Here is a 22,509-nt window from a genome sequence, read left to right on the forward strand (position 1 = left end):
GGCGCCCACCGACCGGTGGGCGCCCCTCATGACACGGCCGGTGTTCAGCCCATGAACTTCTTGAACTCGTCCGGGAGCTCGAAGTCCTGGCCCGGCTGCCCGGCCGGGAGCCCGAAGGCGCCGCCCTGCTGGGCCTGTTCGCGGCGGGCGGCCTCGGCCTGCTCCTCGGCCTTGCGCTTCATGGGGTTGCCGCTCTTGCGCTTGCCCTTGGCCTGCTTCTGCTGCTTCTTCTGCCGGCCCGGGCCGCCGCCCATGCCGGGGATCCCCGGCATGCCCGGCATACCGCCGCCCTGGGCCATGCGGGACATCATCTTGCGGGCCTCGAAGAACCGCTCGACCAGCGACTTGACCGCGCTGACCTCGACACCGGAACCACGGGCGATACGCGCCCGGCGGGAGCCGTTGATGATCGTCGGGTCCTGGCGCTCACCCGGCGTCATCGACTTGATGATCGCGGCCGTACGGTCCACGTCACGCTCGTCGATGTTGTTGATCTGCTCCTTCATCTGGGCCATGCCCGGGAGCATGCCGAGCAGCTTGGAGATGGAGCCCATCTTCCTGACCTGCTCCATCTGGGCCAGGAAGTCGTCGAGCGTGAAATCCTTGCCCTTGCTGCTCGCCAGCTTGGAGGCCATCTTGGCGGCCTCTTCCTGGCTGAAGGTCTGCTCGGCCTTCTCGATCAGCGAGAGCACGTCGCCCATGCCGAGGATGCGGGACGCCATGCGGTCCGGGTGGAACGCGTCGAAGTCGTCCAGCTTCTCGCCGTTGGAGGCGAACATGATCTGGCGGCCGGTGACGTGCGCGATCGACAGGGCGGCACCGCCGCGGGCGTCGCCGTCGAGCTTGGACAGCACGACACCGTCGAAGCCGACACCGTCACGGAAGGCCTCGGCGGTGTTGACCGCGTCCTGGCCGATCATGGCGTCGACGACGAAGAGGACCTCGTCGGGGCTGACGGCGTCGCGGATGTCCGCGGCCTGCCGCATCAGCTCCTGGTCGATGCCGAGGCGGCCGGCGGTGTCGACGATGACGACGTCGTACTGCTTGGTGCGCGCGTACTCGATGGAGTCCTCGGCGACCCGGACCGGGTCACCGACGCCGTTGCCCGGCTCCGGCGCGTAGACGCCGACCCCGGCGCGCTCGGCGACGACCGAGAGCTGGTTGACGGCGTTGGGCCGCTGGAGGTCGCAGGCGACGAGCAGTGGGGAGTGGCCCTGGCCCTTCAGCCAGAGGCCGAGTTTTCCGGCGAGGGTGGTCTTACCGGCGCCCTGGAGACCGGCGAGCATGATCACGGTCGGCGCGGTCTTGGCGAACCGCAGACGGCGCGTCTCGCCACCGAGGATGCCGACGAGCTCCTCGTTGACGATCTTGATGACCTGCTGTGCGGGGTTCAGCGCCTGCGAGACCTCGGCCCCGAGCGCCCGCTCCTTGACCTGCTTGATGAAGGCGCGCACGACGGGCAGCGCGACGTCGGCTTCCAGCAGCGCGATACGGATCTCACGTGCCGTGGCGTCGATGTCCGCCTCGCTGAGGCGGCCCTTGCCCCGGAGGTTCTTGAATGTCGCTGCAAGGCGGTCGGAGAGGGTATCGAACACGGCGGTCGCGGATCCTCGGGTGTAGGGGGCAGGCGGACGGTCGTCCCCCAGGGTATCCGCCTCGCGCGGTGGAGTATCAGCCCCGCCCGGAAGCGGTTGTGCGCCTACCGGTTCCGGAGGTCGGCCTCCAGGGCGCGGGCGACCTCCGACGCCTCCTCCGCCGGGAGCGGGGCGCCCTTCGCGTCCGTGACGTAGAAGGCGTCCACCGCGTTGGCGCCGAGTGTCGAGACGTGGGCGCTGCGGACGCGGATCGCGGCCGTCTCCAGGGCACGGCCGATGCGGTGGAGGAGGCCGGGCGCGTCGTGGGCGCGGACCTCGATGACCGTGGCCAGGGACGAGCCGGCCGCCGCGACCGTGACGCGCGGCGGCGGGGCGGTGCCGCCGCGACGGCGGGGGTAGGCGGCTTCGCGTTCGGCCAGCCGGCCGGCGATGTCCAGGGAGCCGTCGAGGGTGCGGACGAGGTCGGCGCGGAGCCGGGTGGCCTGCGGGAGGGATCCGTACTCGGCCGCGACGCGCCAGTTCAGTACGAGGACGGCGGCGGGGCCGAGTCCGGTGGGCAGGTCGATGGCGCGGAGGTCGGCGGAACGGACGGTCAGCCGGTGCAGGGCCAGCACCCCGGCGACCGCCGGGAGGACTCCCGGCTGGTCGGGGAGGGCGATGAGCAGCTCGACGCCGACCGGTTCCGGTTCGGTGTGGTCGGCGGGGTGCTCGGTGTGGAGGGTCAGGACCGGTTCGCCGGTGCGGAGCGCCTCGACCGCGAGGCGCTCCTCCTCGGCTCCGGGTGCGGTCGGCTGGGGGGCGGGCGGGGTGCCGCCCGCGAGGACGCCCGCGACCCGTTTGACGAGGTCGGCGACGAGCGAGGCGCGCCAGGTCGACCAGGCGGCGGGGCCGGTGGCGAGGGCGTCGGCCTCGGTGAGGGCGTGCAGGAGTTCCAGGGTCGGGGGCGAGCCGACGGCCGTGGCGACGGACCGGATGGTGGCCGGGTCGTCCAGGTCGCGGCGGGTGGCGGTCTCGACGAGGAGGAGGTGGTGGCGTACGAGGGTGGCCAGCACGTCCGCGTCGGTCCGGTCGAAGCCGATCCGGACGGCGACGTCGCGGGCGATGGTCTCGCCCGCGACGGAGTGGTCACCGGGCCAGCCCTTGCCGATGTCGTGGAGGAGCGCGGCGACCAGCAGCAGGTCGGGGCGACCGACGCGGCGGGTGAGGGCGGCGGCGCGTACGGCGGTCTCGACCAGGTGGCGGTCGACGGTCCAGGTGTGGACGGGGTTGCGCTGCGGGCGGCAGCGGACGCGTTCCCAGTCCGGGATGAGGCGGGTGATGAGGCCCTCGGCCTCCAGCGCCTCCCAGACGGGCACGGTGGACTCGCCCGCGCCGAGGAGGGTGACGAGCTGCTCCCGGGCGTCGGCGGGCCAGGGTTCGGGCAGCGGTTTGCCGGCGGCGGCGAGGCGGCGTACGGCGTGCGGGGAGAGGGGCAGCGCGGACTGGGCGGCGGCCGCGGCTGCCCGGAGGGGGAGGACCGGGTCGCGTTCGGGCCGGGCGGTGCGGGCGAGGACGACCTCGCCGTCCATCTCCACGACCCCCTCGGCGAGCGGGCTGCGTTCGACGGGTGGTTTGCCGCCGAGCATCGCGCGCAGCCTGGGGCGTGCGGAACGGGCCCGCAGGACGCGGTTGACCTCGCGCCAGGTGACGTCGCCGGCGTACGAGATGGTGCGGGCGGCTTCGTAGACGTGGCGCAGCAGCGTGTCGGAGTCCAGCAGGCCCAGCGCGCCGGCCACCTGGTCCTGTTCCTGGAGGGCGAGGCGGTCGGTGGCCCGCCCGGTGACGAGGTGGAGCGCGTCGCGGGTGTCGAGGAGGGTGCGGCGTGCTTCGGCGAGCCCCTCGCGCGGGGCGTCGGCGAGCCAGGAGGCGGCGACCGCCCGCAGCGCGGTGGCGTCCCGCAGTCCGCCGCGCGCCTCCTTGAGGTCGGGTTCGAGGAGGAACTGGAGCTCGCCGTGGCGTTCGGCTCGCTCGCGGCACAGCTCGTCGAGTTCGGGCAGCCTCTTGGCGGCCTGGTTGCGCCAGTCGGCGAGGACGGTCGTCCGCACTCCGGTGACCAGCGCGAGGTCGCCCGCGAGGTGGCGGGCGTCGAGGAGGCCCAGCTGCACCTTGAGGTCGTCGGCGGCGGTCCGGCGGGCCTCGGCGGGGGTGCGGACGGAGTGGTCGAGGGCGAGGCCCAGGTCCCAGACGGGGTACCAGACGCGGTCGGCGAGCGCCGCGACGGTGGCGTGGTCGACGGTGCCGTCGTGGAGGAGGAGCAGGTCGAGGTCGCTGCGGGGGGACAGCTCGCCGCGTCCGTAGCCGCCGACGGCGACGAGGGCGGTGCCGCGGGGCGGGGCGGCGGCCGCGTGGAGGGCCGCCAGCCATGCGTCGGTGAGCCGCGCCAGGGCGGCACGCCGCGGCGGCCCGGACGGCGCCTCCTGTTGCAGGAGGCGCAGCCGGGCCGCCGCGTAGCCGCTGGGTCCCGAGTCTTCGCCGGTCACTTCGGTACTCGTCACCCGGGGGCTCCTTACAGTGCGTCGGGTCCGCGTTCGCCGGTGCGGACGCGTACGGCCGTCTCGACGGGTACGCTCCACACCTTCCCGTCACCGATCTTGCCGGTCCGGGCCGCCTTCACCACCACGTCGATGAGCTGTTCGGCGTCATCGTCCTCGACCAGCACCTCGATGCGGATCTTCGGGACGAGGTCGACGGTGTACTCGGCGCCCCGGTAGACCTCGGTGTGGCCGCGCTGCCGTCCGTAGCCGCTGGCCTCGGTGACGGTCAGACCCTGGACTCCGAAGGCCTGGAGGGCCTCCTTGATCTCGTCCAGCCGGTGCGGCTTGACGACCGCGGTGATGAGCTTCATGCGTCCACCTTCTTGTTCTGCTGCTGAGCTGCTGCCACAGTCTCCGTCCCGGTCGGCACGGCCTTGCGCGACCCGGCGCCGCCGCCGGCCCCGCTGAAGTCGTACGCCGTCTCGGCGTGCTCGACCTGGTCGATGCCCAGGACCTCGTCGTCCTCGCTGACGCGCATGCCCATCACCTTGTCGATGACGAAGGCGAGCAGCGCGGAGACCACCAGGGAGTAGGCGAAGACCGCGATCACACCGATGGCCTGCTTGCCGAGCTGCTCCAGGCCGCCGCCGTAGAAGAGGCCCTTGGCGTCGGACTGGACACCGCCGGTGGCGAAGAACCCGACCAGCAGGGAGCCGGCCACACCGCCGACCAGGTGGACGCCGATGACGTCGAGGGAGTCGTCGTAGCCGAACCGGTACTTCAGGCCGACGGCCATGGCGCACAGCAGACCGGCGACGGCGCCGATGGCGATCGCGCCGAGCGGCGAGCAGGAACCACCGGCCGGGGTGATGGCGACGAGGCCCGCGACCGCGCCGGACGCGGCACCGAGGGTGGTGAAGGCGCCGTGGCGGATCTTCTCGTAGGCGAGCCAGGCGAGCATGGCGGCGGCGGTGGCGACCTGGGTGTTAACGAACATCACCGCGCCGACGCCGTCGTCGTTGCCGAGCCACGAGCCGGCGTTGAAGCCGAACCAGCCGAACCACAGCAGACCGGCGCCGAGCATGACCAGCGGGAGGCTGTGCGGGCGCATCGGGTCCTTCTTGAAGCCGACGCGCTTGCCGATGACCAGGATCACGCCCAGGGCCGCGGCACCGGCGTTGATGTGGACGGCGGTGCCGCCCGCGAAGTCGATGACGCCCATCTCGAAGAGCCAGCCGCCGGAGCCCCACACCCAGTGGGCGACGGGGAAGTAGACCACGGTGGCCCACAGGGCGACGAACAGCGCCCAGGCGGTGAACTTCACGCGGTCGGCGAGGGCGCCGCTGATCAGGGCGGGCGTGATGATCGCGAACATCAGCTGGAAGACGGCGAAGACGTACACCGGGATGGTGTAGCCGTCCCACAGTTCGGTGATGCCGATACCGCTGAGCCCGACGTAGTCGGACGACCATCCGACGACGGAGCCCGAGTCGGTGCCGAAGGCGATGCTGAATCCGTAGAGCACCCACAGGATCGTGACGATCCCGAGGCTGATGAAACTCATCATCAGCATGTTGAGGGTGGACTTGACGCGGACCATGCCTCCGTAGAAGAAGGCGAGGGCCGGTGTCATCAGCATCACCAGGGCGGAACAGATGAGCATGAACCCGGTGTTGGCGGCAGACAGCGTGGGTGCGTCTGCGGCAAGGGTCGTGATGCCTGGGGGCATCGGCGTCTCCTCGTCGTCGGTACGGCCTGTGCGGGGCTGAGCCGGGCTTGCGCGGCTATGAGGGGTGGCCGGTTATGAGCCAGAGATTCGCGCAGCGCGGTTTCGGCCGATGCCGCACGATGTTTCGCCGCAGTGACGAAGAGGGCCGGTGTGTTACGTCACCATGAACCGCCGGGTCACGGGAGGGTCACGGGAGTACCCTCTGCGCACGACGCGGACCGGCCGCGACAGTCACCCTGCTGACCTGGCAATGGGGGAGCCGAGTCGGGCTGTACGGGGTGACGGTCGCGGCCGGAGTCTGGTGTCGTGGCTGGTCAGACCGCTTCCGCTGCCTCGGGCAGCTGGGCGGTGAGGATGTCGGTGAGCCTGGCGACCTCGGGCACGTCCGCGAAGTCGCGGGCCGCCGTGTCGACGGTCTTGCGCAGCCTGGTGTTGACCCGCTCGGAGCGGATCCGCCGGGCGACGCCGAGGGCGGACTCGGCCAGCTGGGTGGCCTCCTCGGGCTCACGCTTGAGCAGGTGCACGGTGGCCATGCCGACCAGGTTGAGCGCGTACGAACGCTGGTGGTCCTCGTCCTCGGAGAAGAGGTGCACGGCCCGCCGCATCACCGGCTCCGCGAGGGAGGCGTAGGTGGGGCTGCGGCCGGCCACATAGGCGAGGTCGCGGTAGGAGTGGGCGTTCTCCCCGTTCAGCTCGGCCTCGGAGAAGAAGCGGATCCAGTCGGGCTCGGGCTCACCGTCGAGGCCCACGTCGGCGAAGGTGTCCTCGGCCATGCGTACGGCGCGCTTGCACTTGCTGGGCTGGCCCATGTTCGCGTACGCCCGGGCCTCCATCGCATACAGCATGGCCTGGGTGCGGGCGGTCGCGCAGTCACGGCTGCCGTACTGGGCGAGGTGGATCAGCTCCAGCGCGTCGTCCGGCCGGCCGAGGTGGATCATCTGGCGGCTCATGGAGGAGAGGATGTACGAGCCCAGCGGCTTGTCACCGGCCTCCTTGGCGGCGTGCAGGGCGAGGACGAAGTACTTCTGGGCGGTGGGCTGGAGGCCCACGTCGTAGCTCATCCAGCCGGCCAGTTCGGCCAGTTCGGCGGCGCACTTGAACAGGCGCTTCGCGGTCCCCGAGGGCTGCGGCTCCTGCAACAGGTCGGTGACCTCGTGAAGTTGGCCGACAACCGCCTTGCGGCGCAGCCCGCCGCCGCATTGGGCGTCCCACTGACGGAACATCACGGTGGTGGTCTCGAGCAGGTCCAGCTCCGCGCGGGAGAGCCGGGTGGGGCGGCGCGGGGCGGCCGCGTCCGCCCGGGCCGGCTCGGCGGCCGGGGTGGGGACGAGCCAGCGCTGCATCGGCTCGATGAGGGCGGGACCGGCGGCCAGGGCGAGCGAGGTGCCGAGGAAGCCGCGGCGGGCCAGCATCAGGTCGCTGCGGGAGAAGTCGCTGAGCAGGGCGACGGTCTGGGGGCCCGCCCAGGGGAGGTCCACGCCGGACACCGAGGGTGACTGGTGCGCCGTGCGCAGGCCGAGGTCCTCGACGGCGACGACGCTGCCGAAGCGCTCGGAGAACAGCTCGGAGAGGATCCTCGGGATGGGCTCGCGCGGCTGCTCGCCGTCGAGCCAACGCCGTACGCGCGAGGTGTCGGTGCTGATGTGGTGTGCGCCCATCTGGCGCGCCCGTCGGTTCACTTGACGCGCGAGTTCGCCCTTCGACCAGCCGCTGCGCACGAACCAGGAGCTCAGCCGCTCGTTCGGGCGCTTCCCGGCGTTCGTACCGTCTGCGCCACTGCCGCCCACTGGAAGGCCCCCATCCGCCGAATCGCTTTTGCGCGAACCCGTATCAGCTTGCCGTCGATCACGGTCGCCCGTCCGGAGGTTGCACCCTTCGAACGAGGTACCGACGCGCCTCCGGCATACCCGTCCGCGCGGGCACTACCCCCGGGGTTCGTGCACCGAAAGTAATCCTACGATCACCCGTCCCGCGAGGCCGTTTCCATAAACGCCACCATTCGCCACCCCTTCGAATGAACTCCCCTGCCGCCAGGCGCGATTCACTTGACACTACGACGATCGGGAGTCGGCGGACCGTAGCGCGGCCAGGCGTGCGCGAGAGGGCGCACCACCCCTCGCGCCACCGCACGCCGCCCGTCGGGGCGCCCACGCGGCAACGGAGCGTCACGCCGGAACTCCGGGTCGTAACCACGGGCGAGTTCCACCGTTGGAGGGGACATGGGCTTCACGATCGGCGGCACCCGCATCCTGTCCGGTTCGCGGCGGCGCGGCACCCGCGCCACGGAGTGCACCGTGGTGGCGGAGTACACCGGCCTGTGGGGCTGGGACGTGGTCCCCGGCGCCCGGGCCGCGTCCGGCCGCTGTTCCTGCGGGGGCCCGGCGTGCCCGGCGCCGGGCGCGCACCCGCTCGGCTTCGCGCGCGAGGTCCCGGCGAGCTCAACGCTCGACACGGTCACCGACGTGTGGTCGGAGTTCCCGGGCGCGGCGCTGCTGCTGCCCGTGGGCCGCACGTTCGACGTGCTGGAGGTCGCGGAGACGGCCGGCCGCCGGGCGCTGGTGCGGCTGGAGCGGATGGGCCTCCCGCTGGGCCCGGTGTGCGTCACGCCGACGGGCCGGGCGCAGTTCTTCGTGGCGCCGGGGGCGGCGGCCGAACTGCCGCGGCTGCTGTACCGGATGGGCTGGGACGACGCGGAGCTGGACCTGCGGTGCCTCGGCCCGGGCGCCCACATCACCGCTCCCCCGTCGGACCACGCGGGCCTGGGGCCCTGCCGCTGGCTCCGCCCGCCGTCCCTGGACGCGGGCGCCCCGCCCCAGGCCCGGCTGCTGCTGGGCACGCTGGCGTACATCTGCCACCGGTCGGGGAACTGAACACGGCCGGGGCGGCACCTCCGCGTGGGAGGTGCCGCCCCGGCCGGTCGTCCGTGCGGGACGCCGCGCGTGTCAGTCCCCGATCAGGGCGTCGACGAAGGCCTCCGGCTCGAAGGGCGCCAGGTCGTCCGGGCCCTCCCCCAGGCCGATCAGCTTCACCGGAACGCCCAGCTCGCGCTGGACCGCGACGACGATGCCGCCCTTGGCGGTGCCGTCCAGCTTGGTGAGGACGATGCCGGTGATGTCGACGACCTCGGCGAAGACCCGCGCCTGGACGAGACCGTTCTGGCCGGTCGTGGCGTCCAGGACGAGCAGGATCTCGTCCAGCGGGCCGTGCTTCTCCACGACGCGCTTGACCTTGCCGAGCTCGTCCATCAGGCCCGTCTTGGTGTGCAGCCGGCCCGCCGTGTCGATGAGGACCACGTCGGCGCCCTCGGCGATGCCTTCCTTCACCGCGTCGTAGGCGACCGACGCCGGGTCGCCCGCCTCCGGCCCGCGTACGGTGCGGGCACCGACCCGCTCGCCCCAGGTCTGGAGCTGGTCCGCGGCCGCGGCGCGGAAGGTGTCCGCCGCGCCGAGCACGACCGACTTGCCGTCGGCGACCAGCACCCGCGCCAGCTTGCCCGTGGTGGTGGTCTTGCCGGTGCCGTTGACGCCGACGACCATGACGATGCCCGGGGTGTCGAGGTCGCTCTCGGTGTGGACGGTGCGGTCCAGGTCCGTACCGATCAGGGTGAGCAGTTCCTCGCGCAGCAGACCGCGCAGGTCCTCCGGCGTCCGCGTACCGAGGACGCGCACCCGCTCGCGCAGGCGCTCGACCAGTTCCTGGGTCGGTGTGACGCCGACGTCGGCGGTGAGGAGGGTGTCCTCGATCTCCTCCCAGGTGTCCTCGTCGAGGTGCTCCCGCGACAACAGCGTCAGCAGGCCCTTGCCCAGGCTGTTCTGCGAGCGGGCGAGCCGGGCGCGGAGCCGGATCAGCCGGCCGGCGGTCGGCTCGGGGATCTCGATCTCGGGCGCGGGCGGGGCCGAGACGAGCGGGTCCTCCACGGCGGCGGGGGCCTGCAAGGCCTCTTCGGCCGTCGGGAGGTCCACCTCCTCGATGGTGCGGCGCGGTTCCTCCCGCGGTGTCTCCGCCTCCTCGCCGACGTGCGGCTCGGCGGGCGGAGCGGTGATGGTCGGCGTGCTCGACGGCGCCTGGGGCGGCGGCAGCTGCTTCTTCTTGCGGCTGCTGACCACGAGGCCGCTGATCGCGCCGACCGCGACCAGAGCGATGACTACAGCAAGGATGAGGATTTCCATAACCCGTCCAGTATCGGCCACGACCACCCGGGCGAGCGGTCTCGGAGCGTGCACCCGGACCCAAGGCCCCTGTTTGGACCTCTTTGCGGCGGAACGTACGATGCGGGAGTCCCTCTCCTCCCGCACGGAGTTGATCCATGCCCAACGCCTCCGAGTCCGAAGGCGCGATAGAGACCCGCGGTCTCGAGCCCGTCCCCGATGCCGAACGCACCGGTCACGTCCGGGAGCTGTTCCCCACCTGGGTCGCGGCGAACATCAGTGTGCTGCTGCTCACCATGGGCGCGGGCCTGATCGTCTTTAACGGCCTGAACTTCTGGCAGGTGCTGACCGTCGCGGTCGCCGCGCCGGTGCTCTCGTACGGGATCGTCGGTCTGATCTCGATCGCGGGCAAGCGCGGTGGTTCGCCCGGCATGGCCCTGTCCCGCGCGGTCTTCGGGCAGCGCGGGAACCTCTTTCCCGGAACGCTGATCTGGGTGGCCCGCTGGGGCTGGGAGACGATCAACGCGGTGACGGGCGCGTACGCCGTCCTCACCGTTCTCGACCTGCTCTTCGGCATCCGGAGCAGCACCCCCCTGATCATCGTCACGCTGCTGCTCTTCGTGGCGGCGACCTTCCTCGTCTCGGGCCTGGGCATCAACGCCCTGCGCGTGTGCAGCACGTGGTCGACGTACCTCTTCGGCGCGTTCTCGGTCCTGGTACTGGTCCACCTGGTCGCCAACACCGACTGGAGTGACGTCTTCGCCAAGCCGGCCGGTTCGACGGCGATGATGATCGCGGGCATCGGCACGATCGCGGCGGGCGGCATCAGCTGGGTGCCGTCCGGTCCGGACTTCACCCGTTATCTGCCCCGTACCGCCTCGTCGAGGGCGATGGTGGCCTCCACCGTCGGCGGCGCCGGGATCGTCGTCCTGCCGATGGTGCTGATGGGGGCGGTGATGGCGGTGTCGACGCCGAGCCTGGCGTCCGCGCAGGACCCGGTGTCGTTCATCGGCGAGCTGCTGCCGGCGTGGATCTCGGTGCCGTACCTGGTGATCGCGCTGATCGGCATGCTGCTGATCAACTCGATGTCGATGTACTCGGCCGGGTTCACCGCGCAGACGCTGGGCATCACGGTGCCGCGCGCCTGGGCGGTCAGCGTGAACGCCGTGATCTCGCTCGTCTTCGGCTTCCTGCTCATGGTGGTGGCGACCAGCTTCATCGGCTCCTTCATCTCCTTCCTGACGCTGCTGGCGGTGGCGTTCTCGGCGTGGATCGGCGTCTTCGGCGTCGACATGCTGCGCCGTCGGTCGTACGACGGCGAGGCGCTGCTGGACACCACGCGCACGAGCGCCTACTGGTACCGGGGCGGTTTCGCCTGGCAGGCCATGACGGCGTGGGGCGTCGCACTGGTGGTGGGCCTGCTCTTCACGAGGGTCGACTGGTTCGCCGGGCCGCTCGCCGGCTCCTGGGTGGGATCGAACGGCCTGGGCTGGCTGGTGACGATCGTGGTGGCGGCCGTGCTGTACGCGGTGCTGCCGCGCGACCGGTCCGTCGTGGCCGCCCAGGAGGCGGAGCCCCGGGCGGCCGCCGTCTCCGTCTGACGTCACGCCGTTCCCCCGCCCCCTGCGCCGCGCTCACCGCCCGGCGGAGGGGGTTTTCCCTTTCCGGCTCGCGGCCGCGGCGGTGCCGGGAAGCCGCGTACGCCGGAACCGGCCCCGTACGCCGGAACGGACCACGCAGGCGTGCGGCGTCCGCGCGGACCGCGTCCGGCCGGCGGGGGACATACGCCTCGTGGCACCCGGCCGGCTCCGGCCGGCGGTGCGGCCGCGGGGGGACGGGCCGCCGGGAGGTGCGTCCGCGCAGGCGCCGGTGCTCGGCGGGGGCGGCACCGTCGTACCGCTCCTCCCCCGCCGCGGTGAGGCCCCCGGTGCGGGGCGGACGCCCGTGGGTGAGGCGGTGGGCCCCGGCGTCCGCCGGACGGACGCGGACGGACGCGTACTGCCCCGGCGTCCGCCGGACGGACGCGGACGGACGCGTACTGCCCCGGCTCACCGCGTGAGCCGGGGCAGTTTCCGTATCGAGGAGAGGGGCAGCGGGGATTAGCCCATCTCCTCCAACGCCTTGCCCTTGGTCTCCTTCACGTACTTGAGCACGAAGGGGATGGAGAGCACGGCGAAGACCGTGTAGATGACGTACGTGCCGGAGAGGTTCCAGTCCGCCAGGGACGGGAAGCTCGCGGTGATGGCCCAGTTGGCGATCCACTGCGCGGAGGCGGCGACACCGAGGGCGGCGGCGCGGATCCGGTTCGGGAACATCTCGCCGAGGAAGACCCAGACCACCACGCCCCAGGAGAGGGCGAAGAAGAGCACGAAGAGGTGGGCGGCGACCAGGGCGACGACACCCTGGGTCTCCGGCAGCTTGCCGTCGACGAGGTCGGCGGAGAAGGCCCAGGCCTCGAAGGCGAGGGCGATCGCCATACCGGCCGAGCCGACGAGGGCGAGCGGGCGCCGGCCGACCCGGTCCACCAGGATCATCGCGATCACCGTGCCGATGATGTTGATGATCGACGTGGTGAACGAGTAGAAGAAGGAGCTCGACGGGTTGATGCCGACCGACTGCCACAGGGTCGCGGAGTAGTAGAACGCCACGTTGATGCCGACGAGCTGCTGGAATACGGACAGGCCGATGCCCACCCAGACGATCGGCAGGAAGCCGAAGCGGCTGCCGAGCAGGTCGCGGAAGGACGACTTGTGCTCGCGGTGCATGGCGGTCTCGATCTCGAGGACGCGCGCGTCCAGGTCGACGCCCTTGCCCTCGACCTCCGCGAGCACCTCCTTGGCCCTGTCCTTGCGGCCGACGGAGATCAGGAAGCGGGGCGACTCCGGGATCGCGAAGGAGAGCAGGCCGTAGAGCACGGCCGGGATCACCATGACGCCGAGCATCCACTGCCAGGCCTCCAGGCCGGCGATCTTGCCGCGCTGGTCGCCGCCGGCCATGTTGAGGATGGCCCAGTTGACCAGCTGGGAGACGGCGATGCCCACGACGATGGCGGCCTGCTGGAAGGAGCCGAGCCGGCCGCGGTAGGCGGCGGGGGCGACCTCGGCGATGTACGCGGGGCCGATCACCGAGGCCATACCGATGGCGAAGCCACCGACCACGCGCCACATGGCGAGGTCCCAGAGGGCGAACGGCAGGGCGGAGCCGATGGCGCTGACGGTGAAGAGGACCGCGGCGATCTGCATGCAGCGGATGCGGCCGATGCGGTCGGCGATGCGGCCGGCGGTCGCGGCGCCGATGGCACAGCCGATCAGCGCGATGGCGATCACCTGGGCGAGGGTGCCGGAGCCGATGTCGTACCGGTGGCGGATGGCCTCGACGGCGCCGTTGATGACGGAGCTGTCGTAGCCGAAGAGGAATCCGCCCATCGCGGCGGCGGCCGTGATGAAGATGACATGGCCGAGGTGGTCGGGGTGGGCCTCACGGGCCCCCGACACCGGCGGCTTCGCTGTGCTGGTCACGTGAACTCCTGGTACCCGGCGCCGTCGCCGGGCATGGGGGGCGAGCCCTTCCAGTGGCGCACAACTTCACGCCGCCCACCACTTGAAGGTAAAAGCAACGCTGCAGAGACTATGCCTTCAAGTTTCGAAGTCAAGAGTCCTAGGGCCATGAATCTGGGTACACGGCGTGTCGGCTTGCGTTCACGACTTGAAGAGATTTTCGGCGAGCGCCGCAGCCTCAGGGATGTCTCGGGTACGTCTCAGGGACGCCTCAGCGAAGACGCTGGCTGATGACCTTCGAGACGCCGTCCCCCTGCATCGACACCCCGTACAGGGCGTCCGCGACCTCCATGGTCCGCTTCTGGTGGGTGATCACGATCAGCTGGGAACTCTCCTGGAGCTCCTGCATGATCCTGATCAGCCGCTGGAGGTTGGTGTCGTCCAGCGCCGCCTCCACCTCGTCCATCACGTAGAACGGACTCGGCCGCGCCTTGAAGATCGACACCAGCATGGCGACGGCCGTCAGGGACCTCTCGCCGCCCGACAGCAGCGACAGCCGCTTGACCTTCTTGCCCGGCGGCCGCGCCTCGACGTCCACACCCGTGGTGAGCATGTTGTCCGGGTCGGTCAGCACGAGCCGCCCCTCGCCCCCCGGGAAGAGCCGGGAGAAGACCCCCTCGAACTCCCGGGCCGTGTCGCGGTACGCCTCCGTGAAGACCTGCTCGACGCGCTCGTCCACCTCCTTCACCACCTGAAGCAGGTCGGCCCGCGTCTTCTTCAGGTCCTCGAGCTGCTCGGAGAGGAACTGGTGACGCTCCTCCAGCGCCGCGAACTCCTCCAGCGCCAGCGGATTCACCTTCCCGAGCTGTTGGTACGCCCGTTCGGCCGACTTCAGGCGTTTCTCCTGTTCGGCCCGGACGAAACGTCTCGGCTGATTGCGCGGGTGGTCCGGGTCCTCCGGCAGCTCCTCCCCCTCGGCCGGGAGCGACGGCGGAACGAGCTGGTCCGGACCGTACTCGGCCACCAGTGCCGCCGGCTCCACGCCCAGCTCCTCCAGAGCCCTGGTCTCCAGCTGCTCGATGCGCAACCGCTTCTCGGCGCCCAGCACCTCACCCCGGTGCACCGAGTCGGTGAGCTTGTCCAGCTCGCCCTTCAGGTCACGGCCCCGGGCGCGGGCCTCCGCCAGGTCCCGTTCGCGAGCCGCCTTCGCGCTCTCGGCGGCCGTCCGCTCCCGCTCCGCCCGTACCAGGGACACCGCGACGTGCGCGAGGAGCTGCCGGGCGCCGGACGCGACGGCCGCGGCGACCTCGGCCTCGTGGCGCAGGCGGGCACGGCGCCGCTCGGCACGCGCGCGTGCCTCCCGTTCGGCGCGGGCGGCCCGGTCGAGCCCGTCGGCGCGGCCAGCCAGCCCCTTGACCCGCTCCTCGTGCGTACGGACCTGGAGGCGGGCCTCCATCTCGGTCTGCCGGGCGTTGGCGCCGTCGGCGGCGAGCCGGTCCCGCACGGAGGTGTCGGGCTCCTCCTCCCCTCCGTCCCCGTGGTGGGCCGCCTCCTCGGCGACCAGCAGCCGCTCGGCCAGCTCCTCGGCCTCCTCGGTGGCCCGCTCCAGCGCCTCCTGTGCCCGGGCGGCGGCCGCGGCGGTCCTCTCCGCCTCGCCCGCGGCACCGCGCGCCTGCCCGGCGAGCCGCCCGAGCGCCTGCGCGACGGACGACTTCTCCCGGTCGGCCGCCCGGCGCCGATCGGTCAGCTCCTCGACCCGGGCGGCGCAGACGCGGCGCCGCTCGGCGGCCTCCTGCTGCGCGGCCGCCAGCTCCTCGCACCGCACGGCCAGTTCGGCCAGATCGGCGGCGGCCTCGTCGACGGACGCCTGGACCTCCAGCAGGCTGGGCGCCCCGGCCGAGCCGCCCTGCGCGAGGTGCGCCCCGAGAACGTCCCCCTCCGCGGTGACGGCGACGAGCCCCGGGCGGGCGTACACCACGTCCTCGGCGTCCTCCAGGGTCGCCACGACCACGACGTCCCGCAGCAGGCGCCGCACGGCGGGCATCAGCTCCGCGGGCCCGCGCACCAGGTCGACGGCGTACGTACGGCCCTCGTCCCGTACGCCGTCCTCGGGCCCGACCGGCAGGCCGCCCAGCAGCAGCGCGGCCCGCCCGGCGTCCTGCTTGCGCAGCATCCGGATCGCCTCGGCGGCCGTCGCCGGGTCCCGCACCGCGATCGCGTCGGCGGCGGCGCCCAGGGCCGCGGCGACCGGCACCTCGTGCCCGGGCGTCACGGTGAGCAGTTCGGCGGCGGGGCCCAGCAGGCCGGCGAGGCGGTCCGCGGCGCCCAGCAGCGCGCCCGTCCCGTCCTTACGGCGCAGCCCCAGTGCCAGGGCCTCGTGCCGGGCCTGGGTGGCGGCCCGCTTCCGCTCCGCCGCGGTGGCGTCCTCCCGCGCGGCGCCCAGGGCGGCCTCCGCGTCGGCCAGCTCCCGCTTGGCCGCCTCGTGCCGCTCGGCGAGCTCGGCGTCGCCGGCGTCCAGCCCGTCGACCTCCGCCTTGAGCGCCTCGTACTCCTCCTGCGCGGCGACGGCCCGCTCCTGTGCCTCGTCACGGGCGGCGGCCAGCCGGTCGATCTCGGCCTGGGCGGCGGCGGCGCGGGAGCGGGCGGCGCCCACCTGCCCGCTCAGCCGGGCCAGCCCCTCGCGCCGGTCGGCGATCGCCCGTGCCACGTCCTTCAGGCGGCGTTCCTCCACCGCCAGCTCCCGCTCCAGCTCGGCGCGGTGGGCCACGGTGTCCTCCAGCGCCCGCTGGGCCGCCTCCAGCGCGGCCTCCAGCTCCGCCTCCTGCTCGCGGATCCGGGCGGCCTCGCGCTCCAGGTCCTCGGGGTCACGGCCACGCCGCTCCTCCACCGGCGGGGCGGTGGCGCTCTTCACCCGCGCGTCGGCCAGCGAGACCGTGCCGCGCACCCGCTCGGCCAGCTGCGACAGCTCGTACCAGGACTGCTGGGCGCGCTGGAGCCGGGGCGTGAGCCGCCGCACCTCGTCCTCAAGCTCCGCCTCGCGCCCGAGCGCCGCCTTGACTTCGGCCTCCGCCCGCTCCTTGCGCTCCTTCAGCGCGGCCTCGTCGGCGATCTCGGCCTTCAGCGCCTCCTGGAGGCGTACGAGGTCGTCGGCGAGCAGCCGGAGCCGGGCGTCGCGCAGATCGGCCTGGATGACGGCGGCCCGCCGCGCCACGGCGGCCTGCCGCCCGAGCGGCTTGAGCTGGCGGCGCAGCTCGTCGGTGAGGTCCTGCACGCGGGCGAGGTTGGCCTGCATCGCGTCCAGCTTCCGCAGCGCCTTCTCCTTGCGCTTGCGGTGCTTGAGCACGCCGGCCGCCTCTTCGATGAACGCCCGGCGTCCCATCGGGTCGGCGTGCAGCACGGAGTCGAGCTGGCCCTGCCCGACGATCACGTGCATCTCCCGGCCGATGCCGGAGTCGCTGAGGAGATCCTGGATGTCGAGCAGCCGGCAGGTGTCGCCGTTGATCTGGTACTCGCTGCTGCCGCCCCGGAACATGATCCGCGTGATGGTGACTTCGGCGTAGTCGATGGGCAGGGCGCCGTCGGAGTTGTCGATCGTGAGGGAGACCTCGGCCCGGCCGAGCGGCGGGCGCCCGGTCGTCCCGGCGAAGATGACGTCCTCCATCTTCCCGCCGCGCAGCGACTTGGCCCCCTGTTCACCCATGACCCAGGAGAGCGCGTCCACCACATTGGACTTGCCCGATCCGTTCGGCCCCACGACGCACGTGATTCCCGGTTCGAACCGGAGGGTGGTGGCGGAGGCGAACGATTTGAAACCGCGCAGGGTCAGGGCCTTGAGGTGCACGCCCCCGGACTCTACCTGTCACCTTCCGTTTGACCCATGAATGCGCAGGGCACATCAGACGGTAAGGATCAGTTGAACGCCGGATGGCGGCGGGGGGAAGGAAAAGAAAGAAGGGACGCCGAAGCGTCCCTTGCATATCTCGCGAGAGTGTTTCTCACCCTGCCCGGTACCGCGGAGTGCCGGTACGGGCCATGCCGACGAGGGCTGGGATCAGGTGAGCGCAGGCTCCGCCTTGGGTACGTCGATGTCGATGCCGTCGAGCAACGTCTCGCTGTGAGCGGCGGCCGCGTTCAGCGCATCGTTCTCGGACTGAATCCGTACGAGCTCGGACTCGAGGTCCTGGACGCGCTGCTGAAGCCGTCGCATCTCGGCGAGAAGTCGCGGGTCGGAACCGCCGACATAACCGAGAAGCGCCTTTGCCATGACTTTTGGTCCTCCACACTGAGTGACCGACCGAAGCGGTTGGGTCGTGAGGGATTTTCGCACCCGCGGTGTCCGGCAGTGCTTGGTGCCACTGCGGTTCTCACTGCCAAACAGCTAAGGTGCGCGGGGCTTCCAGAGTCTCACCAAAAAGTTTGACGGTCAACACGATCACGCCCCGCATCAAGGGACGACCGGGGGGCGCGTGACCGCGAACGTGCGGCGGCGCCTCTCACTGCGGTGCCCAGGGGCGTTCGGGGCGATCCTCGGAGAGCCTCTCGGGCCCTTTGGATCATCCTTACCCGCGCAGCCTGGCACGCCCGGCCATTCTTGGCAACCACCAGGTCATTTCTGCCTTCGCACATGCCCGCGGCAGCTCCGCCGGGCGCCGGCGCGCCGACGCGGACCGGTGTCGGTGACAAGATCGTCAACGGATGGCGAAGCCGTCATAGCCGCCACGCGGGGCGCCCCATATCTCCGTGACTCCTTCGACGTGCCCGGGTGTGTCGCCGGAGCGAAGCCACTCCAGCAAACGGTGGCAATTCTCACTCGCCCCCTCGGCCACCACCTGCACCCTCCCGTCGTCCAGATTGAGGGCGAAGCCGGTAAGACCTCCGATCTCCAGAGCATTCGCCCTGGTGAACCAGCGGAAGCCCACTCCCTGTACTCGGCCGCGCACCCAGGCGGTGAGCCGTACGTCTTCGTTCATGCCCGCACGCTAACCGGCCAATTGCACTCGGAGCACTTCTCCCCCACACGTCATGGCGTACAGTCCCGACGAAATGAGCCTCACCCGTTCGGGCGAGTGACCGAATGACGCGGACGTACGGACGGGACGTCGGAGCAGGAAGGCACAGGAGATGGGACGCCACCGGAAGAAGCGGGCCGTGGTGCCCGTACGCACCGGGCTGCTCGGCGCCTCCGCCGCGATGGCGGTCGGCGCCGTCGCCGTGACCTCCGGCCTGCTGCCCGGTGGCGACACCTTCACCATCGGCGGCAGCGGCGCGGACGGACGCGTACACGTCGGTGGCGCCCCCGAGCTGAACGCGCAGGGCGGCTCCAGCGCCACGCCCGAGCGGCCCTCGACGGCCGCGAGCCGGAGCGCCGAGCGGACGTCGGCCCCCTCCCGGGCGCCCTCCTCCACAGCCCCCTCGACGAGGCCGTCCGCCACGCCGTCCACGCCGCCGGCCTCCGCACCGTCGAAGCGGACGAAGGCCCCGGCGCCGAAGAAGACGGCGCCCAGCAGCGCGCCGCCCACGCGTACGGCCACGCCCTCGCCCGAGCGGACCGTGGAGAGGCCCCGGGTCCCCTCCGTCCCGCCCTCGGCCCCTGCCGCCGCCGGCACCGGCCGGGAGGCGGCCGCCGAGGCCGCGGTGCTCGCCCTGGTCAACGCGGAGCGCGCCAAGGTGGGCTGCGTCCCGGTGCGGGCCTCCCGCGGGCTGTCGGCCCTGGCCGGCGCGTACAGCGAGGACATGGCGGAGCGCGGCTTCTTCTCGCACACCGACCCCGACGGGGCATCGCCCTGGGACCGCGCCGCCAAGGCGGGCGTCGAAGGACTCGCCGCGGAGAACATCGCGCGCGGACAGGCCGACGCACGGGCCGTGATGGAGTCCTGGATGAACAGCGACGGCCACCGCGCCAACATCCTCAACTGCGACTACACGCGGCTCGGCGTCGGAGTGCACTTCGCCGACGGCGGCCCCTGGTGGACCCAGAACTTCGGCTTCTGACCGTCCGGCCACGCGCGGTACGCCGGGCCGGCGGGTGTGGATGACCGGTCGGCGTCCGGCGCCTCCTCCCGGCAGTGCCCGCGCGCTCGGACGCCGCACGCCCCGGAACGGGACGGCGGGGCACCGGGGCGGGGCGGCCTCGCCCACCGTGGCGCCCGGCCGACGGGCCCGTCACGCCGGGGGGGGGCCGAGGGTCCGTCACGCGGCGACCACCGGTTCGCCGCGCGCGGCGGACACGGGGCGGCGCCGCTCCGGCCCGCACGTCGCCGCCGGGCGGCTTCCCGGGCGGTCGGGCCGGTCGGGGGCCGGGAGCCGGTGGTCCTGACGGCCGGGAGCGCTACGGCAGGGCGCGCGGCGGAGAGGTACGCGGCGGCCGCTGACAGCGCGGGCAGAAGTAGCTGGACCGGTTCATCCAGGGGCGGCGGCGCATCGGGGTGCCGCACCGCCGGCAGGGCTCGCCCTCGCGGCCGTAGGCGTCCAGGGACCGGTCGAAGTATCCGGACTCGCCGTTGACGTTCACGTACAGGCTGTCGAAGCTGGTGCCGCCGACCGCGAGGGCGGCCGTCATGACGTCCCGTACGTGCCCGAGGAGTTCGGCCGACCGGGGGCGGGTCAGCGTCCCGGTGGGCCGGTCGTAGTGCAGGCGGGCGCGCCACAGGGCCTCGTCCGCGTAAATGTTGCCGACGCCGCTGATCAGCGACTGGTCGAGCAGGGCGCGTTTCACGGTCGTACGGCGCAGCCGCAGCGCCGTGTGGAAGGCGGCCTCGTCGAACTCGGGGTCCAGGGGGTCGCGGGCGATGTGCGCGATGGCCAGGGGCAGTCCGTCGGGGGTGTTCTCGTGCAGGGAGAGCCCGCCGAAGGTGCGCTGGTCGACGAAGCGCAGCTCGGTGCCGAGTCCGTCGCCGAAGCGGATACGGACCCGCAGGTGCTTCTCGTCCGCCGCGTCCTCCGGCTGCACGAGCAGCTGCCCGCTCATGCCCAGGTGCCCGAGGACGGACGCGTCGGTGTCCTCCAGCGGCAGCCACAGGTACTTCCCGCGCCGCCGCGCGACGCCGAAGCGGTGCCCCCTCAGCCGGCCGGCGAAGTCCTCGTCGCCCGCGAGGTGCCGCCGCACGGCACGCGGGTGCAGGACCTGGACGTCGGAGACGGTCCGGCCGCTGACCCAGCGCTCCAGGCCGCGCCGTACGACTTCGACCTCGGGAAGCTCCGGCACGGCGCTCCTTCACGATCTCGCGGGCTCATGGGGAAACCCCGCCGCACGGGGAGTGCGACGGGGCAGGAACGAGCAGCTCAGGCCGTGGCCTGCGGGGCTTCGGAGACCGAAGAGGTGTCGGCGACCTCTGCGGCGTCGGATCCGTCGCCGTTGCGCGTGCCCGTACCGGGAGCCACGCCGGTGTCCGAGCCGGATTCGGCCGCGGCCTTCGCCGCCGCCTCCCGCTCGTCCGCGGCGGCCCGGATGGCGCGCCAGGCGGCCTCCGCCGCCTGCTGCTCCGCTTCCTTCTTGCTGCGGCCGGTGCCGGTGCCGTACGAGACACCACCGACGCGGGCAGCAGCAGTGAAGGTCTTCTCGTGGTCCGGTCCGGTCTCGGTGACCAGGTACTCCGGAACGCCGAGGCCCTCGGCCGCGGTGAGCTCCTGGAGGCTGGTCTTCCAGTCCAGGCCGGCGCCGAGGTTCGAGGACTTCTCGATCAGCGGGTCGAAGAGCCGGTGCACCAGCTCGGACGCCGCGCCGAGGCCCTGGTCGAGATAGACCGCGCCGATCACCGCTTCGAGGGTGTCGGCGAGGATGGATGCCTTGTCCCGGCCCCCGGTGCCTTCCTCGCCCCGGCCGAGCCGGATGAAGGAGCCCAGGTCGAGGCCGCGGCCGACCTCCGCCAGCGCACGCGAGTTGACCACCGCGGCCCGCAGTTTGGCCAGCTGGCCTTCCGGCAGGTCGGGGTGGGTGCGGTACAGCGTGTCCGTGACCACCAGGCCGAGCACGGAGTCCCCGAGGAACTCCAGGCGCTCGTTGGTGGGCAGGCCGCCGTTCTCGTACGCGTACGAACGGTGGGTCAGCGCACGCACCAGAAGGGCGGACTCGAGGTGGTACCCGAGCCGCCCTTCCAGAAGCGTGTGGGACGAGGCCGTGTTCTCCGCCTGCTTCTTGGCGTCTTCTGCCGTTTTCTGGCTGGACACGGTGCCTCTCACCAGCCCGCTCAGACCGAGAGGACCTGGCGCTTGTTGTACGTGCCGCAGCTCGGGCACGCGATGTGCTGCTGCTTCGGCTCCTGGCAACGCTCACACGAAACCAGGGTGGGGACCGCAGCCTTCCACTGCGACCGGCGGTGGCGCGTGTTGCTGCGCGACATCTTCCGCTTCGGAACAGCCACGGCTACTTCTCCTGCTTCTCGTCGACGCCCGGTTCGGCGCCGCTCATGTTGTCCTTCTCGCCGGTCCCGAGTGAATCGGCGAGTCCCTGCAGTGCCGCCCAACGAATGTCGACGGCGTCATGGTGGTGGTCCGGGTTCTCGTTCAGGTTGGCCCCGCATTCGGCGCACAACCCGGCACAGTCCTCCCGGCACACCGGCTGCATCGGCAGTGCGAGCACCACCGCATCACGCAGCACGGGCTCGAGGTCGAACATGCCGTCCTCGAGCGGGGTCATGTCCTCGTCGTCCTCGGCATCGTCGTCCGCGGCCGCCTGACGGTGGCCCCGGTCGTCGGTGTCGGGGTACGAGAACATCTCCTGGAAGTCCGCCGCGACATCCTGGCGCAGCGGCTCCAGACACCTTACGCACTCCCCCTCGGCCGACGCACGGGCGGTGCCTGTGACAAGCACCCCTTCCATGACCGACTCGAGACGGAGGCCGAGCTCGACGGGCGAGCCCTGGGGTACGCCGATGACCCCGTCGATGCCGAGGTCCGCGGGGGCCTCGACCGTGCGGGAGATCCGCTGGAGGGCACCGGGACGCCGACCCAGCTCGTGCGTGTCGAACACGAGGGGGTTGCGGTGGTCGAGGCGCGTACTCAGGGTTCTTCCTGCTTTCGGATCGTCCA

At 72.1% G+C, this 22,509-nt stretch carries 17 protein-coding genes; 3 read left to right on the forward strand and 14 right to left on the reverse strand.

Going from position 1 to position 22,509, the window contains the following annotated elements; translation table 11 throughout:
• Positions 1 to 44: 44 nt before the first annotated feature.
• The 5 genes from ffh to nsdA all read right to left on the reverse strand — a co-directional run bounded on the left by ffh (position 45) and on the right by nsdA (position 7,624).
• Positions 45 to 1,595: a signal recognition particle protein gene (ffh, locus tag ABD347_RS29070; protein WP_344366785.1), complete on the reverse strand. Its 1,551-nt coding sequence runs from the start codon at positions 1,593 to 1,595 to the stop codon at positions 45 to 47.
• A 104-nt stretch (positions 1,596 to 1,699) separates the two neighbouring features.
• Entirely contained in the window at positions 1,700 to 4,129 is a 2,430-nt protein-coding gene (locus ABD347_RS29075) for a [protein-PII] uridylyltransferase (RefSeq protein WP_344366787.1), read from the reverse strand.
• A gap of 11 nt (positions 4,130 to 4,140) precedes the next feature.
• Entirely contained in the window at positions 4,141 to 4,479 is a 339-nt protein-coding gene (locus ABD347_RS29080) for a P-II family nitrogen regulator (protein ID WP_101390346.1), read from the reverse strand.
• Positions 4,476 to 5,837, reverse strand: a complete 1,362-nt coding sequence (locus ABD347_RS29085; RefSeq protein WP_344366789.1) for an ammonium transporter — start codon at positions 5,835 to 5,837, stop codon at positions 4,476 to 4,478. The genes ABD347_RS29080 and ABD347_RS29085 overlap by 4 nt, the downstream gene beginning before the upstream one ends.
• A gap of 314 nt (positions 5,838 to 6,151) precedes the next feature.
• The gene (gene nsdA / locus ABD347_RS29090) at positions 6,152 to 7,624 is read right to left on the reverse strand and encodes a transcriptional repressor NsdA (protein ID WP_344366790.1); all 1,473 of its coding nucleotides are present in this window, start codon (positions 7,622 to 7,624) and stop codon (positions 6,152 to 6,154) included.
• A 432-nt stretch (positions 7,625 to 8,056) separates the two neighbouring features.
• Here nsdA and ABD347_RS29095 point away from each other — a divergent pair, with 432 nt between their 5' ends.
• On the forward strand, positions 8,057 to 8,707 hold the full coding sequence (locus ABD347_RS29095) for a bifunctional DNA primase/polymerase (RefSeq protein ID WP_344366792.1): 651 nt from the start codon (positions 8,057 to 8,059) through the stop codon (positions 8,705 to 8,707).
• A 72-nt stretch (positions 8,708 to 8,779) separates the two neighbouring features.
• On the opposite strand, the gene ftsY is transcribed toward ABD347_RS29095, so the two are convergent.
• Complete coding sequence (gene ftsY / locus ABD347_RS29100; protein ID WP_344366794.1) at positions 8,780 to 10,006, reverse strand: signal recognition particle-docking protein FtsY; 1,227 nt, start codon at positions 10,004 to 10,006, stop codon at positions 8,780 to 8,782.
• A 137-nt stretch (positions 10,007 to 10,143) separates the two neighbouring features.
• Here ftsY and ABD347_RS29105 point away from each other — a divergent pair, with 137 nt between their 5' ends.
• Positions 10,144 to 11,586, forward strand: coding sequence for a cytosine permease (locus tag ABD347_RS29105; protein ID WP_344366796.1), 1,443 nt, complete (start codon positions 10,144 to 10,146; stop codon positions 11,584 to 11,586).
• A gap of 498 nt (positions 11,587 to 12,084) precedes the next feature.
• On the opposite strand, the gene ABD347_RS29110 is transcribed toward ABD347_RS29105, so the two are convergent.
• From ABD347_RS29110 to ABD347_RS29125, 4 genes are all read right to left on the reverse strand, one after another.
• The gene (locus ABD347_RS29110; protein ID WP_344366798.1) at positions 12,085 to 13,503 is read right to left on the reverse strand and encodes a sugar porter family MFS transporter; all 1,419 of its coding nucleotides are present in this window, start codon (positions 13,501 to 13,503) and stop codon (positions 12,085 to 12,087) included.
• A gap of 250 nt (positions 13,504 to 13,753) precedes the next feature.
• The gene (gene smc / locus ABD347_RS29115; protein WP_344366799.1) at positions 13,754 to 17,323 is read right to left on the reverse strand and encodes a chromosome segregation protein SMC; all 3,570 of its coding nucleotides are present in this window, start codon (positions 17,321 to 17,323) and stop codon (positions 13,754 to 13,756) included.
• 210 nt (positions 17,324 to 17,533) lie between these two features.
• Positions 17,534 to 17,746 (reverse strand): hypothetical protein, encoded by a 213-nt coding sequence (locus ABD347_RS29120; protein WP_344366801.1) that lies wholly within the window; start codon positions 17,744 to 17,746, stop codon positions 17,534 to 17,536.
• Positions 17,747 to 18,170: 424 nt separating this feature from the next.
• On the reverse strand, positions 18,171 to 18,452 hold the full coding sequence (locus ABD347_RS29125) for an acylphosphatase (RefSeq protein WP_344366803.1): 282 nt from the start codon (positions 18,450 to 18,452) through the stop codon (positions 18,171 to 18,173).
• Positions 18,453 to 18,603: 151 nt separating this feature from the next.
• On the opposite strand from ABD347_RS29125, the gene ABD347_RS29130 reads away from it, so the two are divergent.
• On the forward strand, positions 18,604 to 19,473 hold the full coding sequence (locus tag ABD347_RS29130) for a CAP domain-containing protein (protein ID WP_344366805.1): 870 nt from the start codon (positions 18,604 to 18,606) through the stop codon (positions 19,471 to 19,473).
• 337 nt (positions 19,474 to 19,810) lie between these two features.
• Here the strand turns inward: ABD347_RS29130 and mutM are convergent, their stop codons facing one another.
• The 4 genes from mutM to ABD347_RS29150 form a co-directional block, all read right to left on the reverse strand.
• Positions 19,811 to 20,686: a bifunctional DNA-formamidopyrimidine glycosylase/DNA-(apurinic or apyrimidinic site) lyase gene (gene mutM, locus ABD347_RS29135; RefSeq protein ID WP_344366807.1), complete on the reverse strand. Its 876-nt coding sequence runs from the start codon at positions 20,684 to 20,686 to the stop codon at positions 19,811 to 19,813.
• Positions 20,687 to 20,763: 77 nt separating this feature from the next.
• Positions 20,764 to 21,648 (reverse strand): ribonuclease III, encoded by an 885-nt coding sequence (gene rnc / locus ABD347_RS29140; protein WP_425575790.1) that lies wholly within the window; start codon positions 21,646 to 21,648, stop codon positions 20,764 to 20,766.
• Positions 21,649 to 21,668: 20 nt separating this feature from the next.
• Positions 21,669 to 21,842, reverse strand: coding sequence for a 50S ribosomal protein L32 (gene rpmF, locus ABD347_RS29145; RefSeq protein ID WP_030496967.1), 174 nt, complete (start codon positions 21,840 to 21,842; stop codon positions 21,669 to 21,671).
• A gap of 2 nt (positions 21,843 to 21,844) precedes the next feature.
• On the reverse strand, positions 21,845 to 22,450 hold the full coding sequence (locus tag ABD347_RS29150) for a YceD family protein (protein ID WP_344366812.1): 606 nt from the start codon (positions 22,448 to 22,450) through the stop codon (positions 21,845 to 21,847).
• Positions 22,451 to 22,509: the final 59 nt, after the last annotated feature.

The sequence above is a fragment of the Streptomyces gobitricini genome, from assembly GCF_039532985.1.
GTDB lineage: Bacteria > Actinomycetota > Actinomycetes > Streptomycetales > Streptomycetaceae > Streptomyces > Streptomyces gobitricini.

What these genes read in the sequence shown, in the direction of transcription:
- ABD347_RS29080 (WP_101390346.1), bottom strand. Translation starts at nt 4,479, where the DNA reads ATGAAGCTCATCACCGCGGTCGTCAAGCCGCACCGGCTGGACGAGATC.
- ABD347_RS29085 (WP_344366789.1), bottom strand. Translation starts at nt 5,837, where the DNA reads ATGCCCCCAGGCATCACGACCCTTGCCGCAGACGCACCCACGCTGTCT.
- ABD347_RS29095 (WP_344366792.1), top strand. Translation starts at nt 8,057, where the DNA reads ATGGGCTTCACGATCGGCGGCACCCGCATCCTGTCCGGTTCGCGGCGG.
- ftsY (WP_344366794.1), bottom strand. Translation starts at nt 10,006, where the DNA reads ATGGAAATCCTCATCCTTGCTGTAGTCATCGCTCTGGTCGCGGTCGGC.
- ABD347_RS29105 (WP_344366796.1), top strand. Translation starts at nt 10,144, where the DNA reads ATGCCCAACGCCTCCGAGTCCGAAGGCGCGATAGAGACCCGCGGTCTC.
- ABD347_RS29120 (WP_344366801.1), bottom strand. Translation starts at nt 17,746, where the DNA reads ATGGCAAAGGCGCTTCTCGGTTATGTCGGCGGTTCCGACCCGCGACTT.
- ABD347_RS29125 (WP_344366803.1), bottom strand. Translation starts at nt 18,452, where the DNA reads ATGAACGAAGACGTACGGCTCACCGCCTGGGTGCGCGGCCGAGTACAG.
- ABD347_RS29130 (WP_344366805.1), top strand. Translation starts at nt 18,604, where the DNA reads ATGGGACGCCACCGGAAGAAGCGGGCCGTGGTGCCCGTACGCACCGGG.